General features: G+C 56.4%; 7 protein-coding genes and 1 tRNA gene. 5 read left to right on the top strand and 3 right to left on the bottom strand.

Annotation, left to right across the window (positions count from 1 at the left end):
- Positions 1-148: 148 nt before the first annotated feature.
- Both HKN37_06755 and HKN37_06750 read left to right on the top strand, forming a co-directional pair.
- Entirely contained in the window at positions 149-331 is a 183-nt protein-coding gene (locus HKN37_06755) for a hypothetical protein (GenBank protein ID NNE46342.1), read from the top strand.
- Positions 332-343: 12 nt separating this feature from the next.
- Positions 344-2,236 (top strand): T9SS type A sorting domain-containing protein, encoded by a 1,893-nt coding sequence (locus tag HKN37_06750; protein ID NNE46341.1) that lies wholly within the window; start codon positions 344-346, stop codon positions 2,234-2,236.
- Here HKN37_06750 and HKN37_06745 read toward each other — a convergent pair.
- On the bottom strand, positions 2,123-3,157 hold the full coding sequence (locus HKN37_06745; protein NNE46340.1) for a hypothetical protein: 1,035 nt from the start codon (positions 3,155-3,157) through the stop codon (positions 2,123-2,125). The genes HKN37_06750 and HKN37_06745 overlap by 114 nt on opposite strands.
- A 101-nt stretch (positions 3,158-3,258) precedes the next feature.
- Positions 3,259-4,059, bottom strand: a complete 801-nt coding sequence (locus tag HKN37_06740; GenBank protein NNE46339.1) for a hypothetical protein — start codon at positions 4,057-4,059, stop codon at positions 3,259-3,261.
- Between the two features lie 333 nt (positions 4,060-4,392).
- Here HKN37_06740 and HKN37_06735 point away from each other — a divergent pair, with 333 nt between their 5' ends.
- Positions 4,393-5,199, top strand: a complete 807-nt coding sequence (locus HKN37_06735; protein ID NNE46338.1) for a hypothetical protein — start codon at positions 4,393-4,395, stop codon at positions 5,197-5,199.
- 297 nt (positions 5,200-5,496) lie between these two features.
- Entirely contained in the window at positions 5,497-6,204 is a 708-nt protein-coding gene (locus HKN37_06730; GenBank protein NNE46337.1) for a tetratricopeptide repeat protein, read from the top strand.
- Positions 6,205-6,485: 281 nt separating this feature from the next.
- Here HKN37_06730 and HKN37_06725 read toward each other — a convergent pair.
- A tRNA-Lys gene (locus tag HKN37_06725) sits at positions 6,486-6,558 on the bottom strand.
- A gap of 200 nt (positions 6,559-6,758) precedes the next feature.
- Between HKN37_06725 and HKN37_06720 the strand changes: the two genes are divergently transcribed.
- Positions 6,759-7,459: DMT family transporter (locus HKN37_06720; protein ID NNE46336.1), on the top strand; the 701-nt coding region annotated here is incomplete at its 3' end.

Below are 7,459 nucleotides of genomic sequence, written 5' to 3'. Positions count from 1 at the left end.
CCTCTCGGCCGCGATCGAGCAAGACCGCGTCGTCTTGTCCTGGCAACCCGGAGCCGACTCACTATTGGCACCTCCCGCCGGGATGACTCGGCCTGCCGGTCTCACATACAACCTGCGAGTCGGCTCCCTTCAAGGCCGGAGTGACATCATGTCACCGTTGTCTCTCGATAGTGGTAAGCGTCTCGTCGTCGCTATCGGCAACGCCGGATCCAATCATTCATGGAGGATCGTAGGACTTCAACCCGGTCGCTACTACTGGACCGTTCAGGCCATTGACCACAGTTACGCCGGATCTCCATTTGCGGCAGAGCAGTCGTTCGTTGTGCCCTAAACCAGGTCACCTTTGAATCCTGATCGTATCATATCGGCCGTGTTCTTGACTGTCGTCCTTACGACAGTGGCACCATCGGTATCCCAGCCGTTCACGTTCGAGTTCGTCACTCAGCAGCTCCGGGGAGTCAGTTTCTCTGACGTGGGATGGATAGATGTCAATAGCGACGGATATCTGGATGTGGCGTTGGCGGGCAACTGGCAACGGGCCACAGATCCGCGTACGTACTCCGGCATTCTCCTCCACCTGGAATCAGGGCGAAGGTCTTTTCCGGCCAACCCGACACGACCATTCACGAGCTACGGGGACAACCTTCTTGCTGACGCTTCCGGTCTGTGGCACAGTAGTATGGCGTGGGACGATTTTGATCGGGATGGCGATCTGGACATGATTCTTTCCGGCACTAGAGCGCAGGGTGGCGCAGGAGCACAAATTGCTCTACTCCGGAATGACGGAGTCGATGGTTTTACAGCCACAACACCATCGATAGATCCAACCTATGCTGGATCTTTGACAACGGGCGACTTCGACAATGACGGCGATGTCGACGTCCTCATTACCGGCTTCATTTCCATCGGAACCCGCATCGCACGAATCTTCACGAACAACGGGAGCGGTACGTTCGAGCTGACCGCCGACCTGGAGGGCGTCGGATATGGAGCCAGCACGACTGGTGACTACGACAATGACGGCGACCTTGACCTCGTGATCATCGGAGAAAGGAACGATGGATCGTTCTCCGCGGACCTATATCGGAATGACCGCGGCACTTTTACGAATACAAATACGCCGTTGACGGGCGTGGCGTACGGGGCTGTGGCATGGGGAGATTTCGATAGCGACAACGACCTCGATCTTGCGATCTGTGGCGCGAGACCGGGCCCGAGATTCCTGCAGCCGACAACTCAGATCTATTCGAACGATGGAGCGATTTTGATCCCGATCAACACCGATGTCGCCGACCTACTAGCCTGCAGCCTGGCCTGGGGTGACCTGGACCAGGATGGTCTCCCGGAGCTAGTCGTTTCGGGCGCAAGGGACCTGGTCTCACGTCGTGGCATGGCGGCCGTGTATCGGGGTCAGCGTGACAGCGGCTTTTCCCTGGGCGCCACTTTCCCAGGGATGTATCCGGCACGAGTGAAATTGGGAGACTATGATCTCGATAGTGATCTGGATCTCCTGCTTGCCGGCTACTCTCGAGCGAATGGACCGACGACAAATCAGTATCAAAATGGAGTCCCATCGATCAACTCGCCGCCTGAGGCACCAGGGACAGTCACGTCCGACGTGGACGGCCATTCAGCTACTATCTCCTGGACTCGGGGGACTGACGAGCAATCAGGTCCAAACGGCCTATCGTACAACCTGAAGATCAGCAGTGTGGGCGACGGTTCAATTGTCATGAGTGCGAATACATTGTCGCCCGCGGGGAGTCGACAAATGTCAGGTCCTGGAAACGTGCAACACAATGTTAGTTGGACCCTGCGAGATCTCGCCGCAGGTGACTATGTCGCACGAGTTCAAGCCATCGACCCGAGCTACGCTGCTTCTGAATTCTCCGCCGAGTCGTACTTCTCAATCAGGTCCGACGATATCGCCGTTACCGTTGCTGAAGACGTAGCGACGCCTACCTACCAACTGACGTCAGCGTACCCAAACCCTTTTGTTGAGCAAACCACCATTCGTTATGAGATTCCACGCCCGGAACCATTAGAACTTGTCGTGTTCGACGTTATGGGTCGCAGAGTGAAATCACTCAGATCCGGACTCGTAGAGACCGGAGTGCACACGTCAGTCTGGACGGGAGAAACCGACGCGGGTATTCTCGTTGCGAAAGGACTTTATTTCATCTCCCTTGCGTCGCCCAGTGCAGGCGTGCTGGTGATGCCCGTCATCCGTTTGTGAATCGCGCACTGTCGAAAACTTACGGCGCGTCATGATTGTCGATGAGGTCTTTCCGAAGAGATCCTCTGGTGAAATATATCCGAGTTCGTCCAACGATTCTCGTTCCAGCGACCACTCAATCGCGAATCGCCCGACGATTCCTACAAAACCGAAACCGTTTTCAACGTTGGAAAATGCTCCGGGCTGCGACAGAATATCTGGATCGAACGTGCCCCCGGGCGGTGCAAATCCCTCGTCCAGGAGAACAATCTCCACACCAATGCCCATGAGCGCCATACTGTTAACATCGACCAGATCTTCGAGGGTCTCGCGATCCTGGCGCAGGTCAACCCGGATTTCCCACGCCTGAGCGTCTTCGGACGCCGTACTTACCGGCTCGGTCGGGATCCGAATATCCACAAATGGAGCCCGAACGGCGGCGAGGAATCGGTACCATATATCGATCCTGAATGGCTTCGCGTGGACTCCCTGCCAGACTACGCGCTGCGTTCCAGCGGGCGTTCCGTCTACTTCGTGGACCTCCAGATTCTCGTCGAGTACGAGAGCACGAACGTCCGGAGGCGCCGTGGTCACGGCAGCTGTCAAGAGATCGGAATCGTCAGGATCCACCTCAATGCGATACGTGTGGCCGGACTGAATTCTTAGAGGGGCCCAGAAGACGTGACCGGGTCTACCGTCGAAATCAAATAGAGAATCCTCCCATACGACAACACCGCCGGAGTTAAGATCATGCGACCGAAAGACGACAGGAAGTGCAGGTGGTTCGGTGACGTCAATATCCCGGGAGATGGTGACGACACGAACGAACTGTGTGTCGCGATCCATCTCAAGGGTCCCGAAAAGTGAGTACTGGCGATCGCTGGAAACAAACGGGGTAACTACTTCACTGCACGCCGCGACGAGAACGCTAGCGAGGATCATACCGGCAAAGATCACTTTCCTGAAGCGGTTAGCTCGGCAAACGATCCAACTATTCGTCTTAATGGTAGCAGAATTCTCGACTGTCATAGCACACCAGGATGCTACAGTTTGCCTAAAAGGCGCCTCGCCAGGTCAGCACCCACACCGGCAGCTTTGCGCTGAAGACGATCTTCTTCGGAGTTCGCAGGAGTGAGCTTTTTAATGTAGTTCAGATGCACCAGCGCTTCGTCGTCCTGGCCGAGTGCGAGACATGTCTTCGCGAATTCCCATCTCGCGATTATGAACTCGGGCGCATTCCGAATTGCCTTCGCGAGATGTCGCTTCGACTCTGGAAGACTGCCGGGCGGTAAGCCTCCAAGAACTGCACTGGCTGCGAGCCGCTTTACCCAGCCGAGCTGCGAGACCTCTCTGGCGAGGATACCCGCTACCACGTATGCAAAAGCATATGTTGAATCAAGAGCGAGTGCCTGGTGCACGTGAGTATATACGCCCCGTGCTACTCTTGCCTTCTCACGCGGACCCCTGAACTTGGCGAGCTGTCCCTTGGTAGCCGCCAGCAGTGTCCACGATCCGGGTTGATCGGGGTATTTGTTGCCTAGCCGCTCGGCGAAGCCCACCGCCTCCTCAAAATACGCTTCGGACTCTCCCTCTGTGTACTGGCCAACAAGCAGAGCTGCGCTCCCCGCCTTGAACAAGAGATTGAACGACTCCTCGGTCTTCAGCGCTTCCTTGTAGACGGACAGAGCCCGCAGGTTGTCGTGAGCGGAGAACAACGAGTCCCCTCTCGCCTCTAATGATTCCTGTGCGTTGGCGAGTCGCGGTCCACTTGCGGAAAACAGGAGGCCAAGACCACACCAGACAATCAGGGTCTTGGTCCCTGGGGGCAGAATGTAGGATCTCATGAGAAAGTGTGAGTCGCGTAAAATGTCGAACATTTTATAACGCCCTCATTTCCGTTGTGTGCCGGCGGCATTCCCGAAAGCGAGATTCGGTGTGCACAGCGTAAGACGTAGCCCGGTTTGGAGCCCAGGCCCAGTGCCGAACCGGTCGTGGGACGTGGAAACAAATCGCCGAGGCACCCTCGGAGGCGCGGGGTGGTGATCAGGGTAAAGAAGATATTGAGGACGCAGCACGATCATTTGTGACATTCCCCTACAACACATTTCCTCGGTACGATGCAGTTTGCGATAAAGAATCCGCGCATCATTGTTTCGTTGAGGGCCGCAATCGAAACCATGAAATCACTACATCTGGTTCTCTCCCTGTCGTTGCTGGTGGGTGTTAGTCACGTCCCGGCGCACGGCCAGACCTCCAAGTTTCGGCCGGGTGATACGCTGATGGTTCCCCCGATGACACCCGTAGACGTCATCGACGGCGACGATTTCACGACCGAGGACACACTCCTTGCTGTGCTTGTGGGCAAGAAGTATCCGTTCTGGTTTGTGGATTTCGATCTCAGCAATGAGATTGAGGAACAATGGAAAGTCGGCAACTCCTTCTTTCTGAACGATGGTGTGGAGAATCTTTCCATCTCGCGACGAAGCGTCTCCCCCGACCGTAGCCGGAAGTTGTCACGAATGGGAGTTAGCGCACAGAATGCGGGCGGGAACGTGGAGCAAGCCGTGTCCGATCTGGTCGCCGCCGGAATCCCCGTGCTTCTGAATGTCACGTTTGAAGTGGCGGATAAGGGTGGCGTTGAGCCCAAGATTCGGATCTACAACGTGTCGAAAAGTCGCATCCGTAGCGTGGAGGTTGCGTTCCAGGGATTCGACTCGGATGGCAATCTGGTGCACTGCATTGTGTCCGGCAGTACGGACCACGTGATCCAGTTGAAGGGCCCGATCGAGCCGGACGGCGACAGCTACTATTCGTTTGTGAACGATCCAGCGTTCATGAATGCGGCGACGACGTGCCTCGAGATCGATTCAGTTACGATCGAGTTGATGGGTGGCGAGAGTGTCGTTCTGGATGACGAGCTTTCCGCAATCCAGAACATCCTCGCCCATCCGTTCATGCGGAAGGGTGAATGCAGGGGACCGTAGTTGCTTCTCGGCGACGCGACGTGGGCTGAGGATTTTGGATTGTCGTAACATACCGCAACAGCCACCTCAATCCATGGCGCGGCAACGCTATGCGAAGAGCATGGAGTGATGCCCACCCGGCACACTACTCAAACGGCCGCACATTTACTCGGCCATCCTGAGTATTGAATATCGAATAGGCTGCCCCTGACATTGCGGGCGCATCGTTCGCCGCACTGGAATTTTTTCTCGTTAGGAGAGTCGTCCGAGTATTGCTCTATTATCGAGATTATCCACCCTCGCAACAAAGTGATCGCAATGACGATTCGTAACAGACGAATTCCCGGTCTCGCATTCCTTTCACTCGTGATAGTAATGGCTGGCTGCCTCGATGCAGCTGAAGAGGCTGAGGTTGACTACGCTCTCGGCAATGACGCGCTCGCCAATGTGGACTTCAAGCGAGCCCTGCTCCACTACGACGAAGCTATCAGGCAGAACCCGGCACACGCCGGGGCACACTTGAAACGTGGTCAGATTCGATGGCAGGGCAACCAGTATGAACAAGCGCTGCCGGATCTGAGCCAGGCCATCGAACTGGACTCTACGCTGACGTGGGCCTATTTCTTTCGCGGCGTATGCCTGATCACCCTTGACCGACTCGAGGACGCCTTGCCTGATTTCACCAGAGTGATCGAGCGGTACGAGTTTGAAGCGGGAGATATCGCTCGTGCGCTGACCTGGCGATCCATCGCACTATTCAAACTTGAGCGCTACGACGAAGCGATCGCCGATCTTACGGCACGTGTCGAGCTTGAGCCCGAGCAGATGATTCACCGGATCGATCGAGGAGGTGTCTATGAGTGGGTCGGCGAGACGGAGAAGGCGGTCGCGGACTACCGCTTCGTACTCGACACGGAGGGACTTGCCGAGGAACTCAGGCTGAATGTCGCGGGCAGACTCGCGTCGCTCGGAGTCGAGGTACTCGACGAGGCGTCGAACGATTCAACGACGGTGGATATCGGCTGAACCCGTTGGTCAGGTGCATTAGAGAGCGTTACCGTTCATTCCCAGGCCAGAGCACAGCTAAGGGTGAACTGAGGTGAAACGAACGACGATGCATTAGTGCGAACCCCGGAGTTTCATTAAAGCGGCTACCGAGCGGGCTGCGCGCCCAACCGTCGAGACCTTCAGGGACTTACGCACAGAGCTTCACAGTCGCGTACAGACGAGCACATGACGAGAAAACTGTCGCCTGCCACAAACGCCCCAGAACAAACAAAATGGTCTATCCTGGGGCGCTTTCATCGTAGGCCTGCAGGGACTCGAACCCTGGACCCGCTGATTAAGAGTCAGCTGCTCTGCCAACTGAGCTACAGGCCTATTTGCCGCTCAAACAAGCGGAGACCAATAATACCACTTCCGAACACGCTTTGTTTTGAAGGATTCTGTCAATTTCACTCAGAGGCTTTATCAGACTGTCATCGCGTCTGCGAATTCGGCGGCCTCCCCTATCTTGATGGTTGATCCACAGCATCCGCCGGTACCTGGCCCGTCCCGTCCCGACACGTCCTGACATCCCGTTGACTCGAATCCCGTCGCGACTGCACATCCCGATTGGCCTTCGCTACATGGCGTCGGCCGCGCTGTTCTTCTCACTAATGACCGTGTTCGTGAAGATGATCGGGACACGGATACCAAGCGCCGAGGTCGTGTTCTTTCGAAGTGTCATCTCCGTCGTTCTGACACTAGGGATGCTTCGCCACCACGGAATCAGCCCGTGGGGCAACCGCAAGGGCCTCCTGCTAGTCCGAAGCATCAGCGGTTTCATGGCTCTGTTGTGCTTCTTTTACGCAATCGCGCGCCTCCCGCTTGCGGACGTGACCGTCATCCACTTCACGCACCCCGTGTTCGTCGCGCTCCTCGCTGCGTTATTCCTCCGCGAACATGTCAGCCTGCGACAGGCAGCGAGCCTGTTCATTAGCATCACGGGTGTTCTCGTCATTACGCGTCCTTCGTTCCTTACGCGATCCGCCGTCGGTATGCTGCCACCTCTCGTCGTGGGTGTCGCAATCGTGGGTGCAATCCTGGCTTCCGTAGCCTATGTCCTCGTTCGGAAGCTCCGTGAGTCCGAAGACCCACTGGTGGTTGTTCTGTGGTTCCCTCTCATCTCTGTCCCGGCCGCCGTTCCGATTATGTGGTCAAACGCAGTCTGGCCAACGCCGCGCGAATGGCTGTTACTCGCCGGTGTTGGAATCACGACGCAAATCGCCCAGGTGTATCT

The sequence above is a fragment of the Rhodothermales bacterium genome, from assembly GCA_013002345.1.
In the GTDB taxonomy this organism is placed as follows: Bacteria; Bacteroidota; Rhodothermia; order Rhodothermales; family JABDKH01; genus JABDKH01.
The sequence above is the reverse complement of the archived record's forward strand: the minus strand, read 5'-3'. Positions and strand labels throughout refer to the sequence as shown.

What these genes read in the sequence shown, in the direction of transcription:
- HKN37_06755 (NNE46342.1), top strand. Translation starts at nt 149, where the DNA reads ATGTCACCGTTGTCTCTCGATAGTGGTAAGCGTCTCGTCGTCGCTATC.
- HKN37_06745 (NNE46340.1), bottom strand. Translation starts at nt 3,157, where the DNA reads ATGATCCTCGCTAGCGTTCTCGTCGCGGCGTGCAGTGAAGTAGTTACC.
- HKN37_06740 (NNE46339.1), bottom strand. Translation starts at nt 4,059, where the DNA reads ATGAGATCCTACATTCTGCCCCCAGGGACCAAGACCCTGATTGTCTGG.
- HKN37_06735 (NNE46338.1), top strand. Translation starts at nt 4,393, where the DNA reads ATGAAATCACTACATCTGGTTCTCTCCCTGTCGTTGCTGGTGGGTGTT.
- HKN37_06730 (NNE46337.1), top strand. Translation starts at nt 5,497, where the DNA reads ATGACGATTCGTAACAGACGAATTCCCGGTCTCGCATTCCTTTCACTC.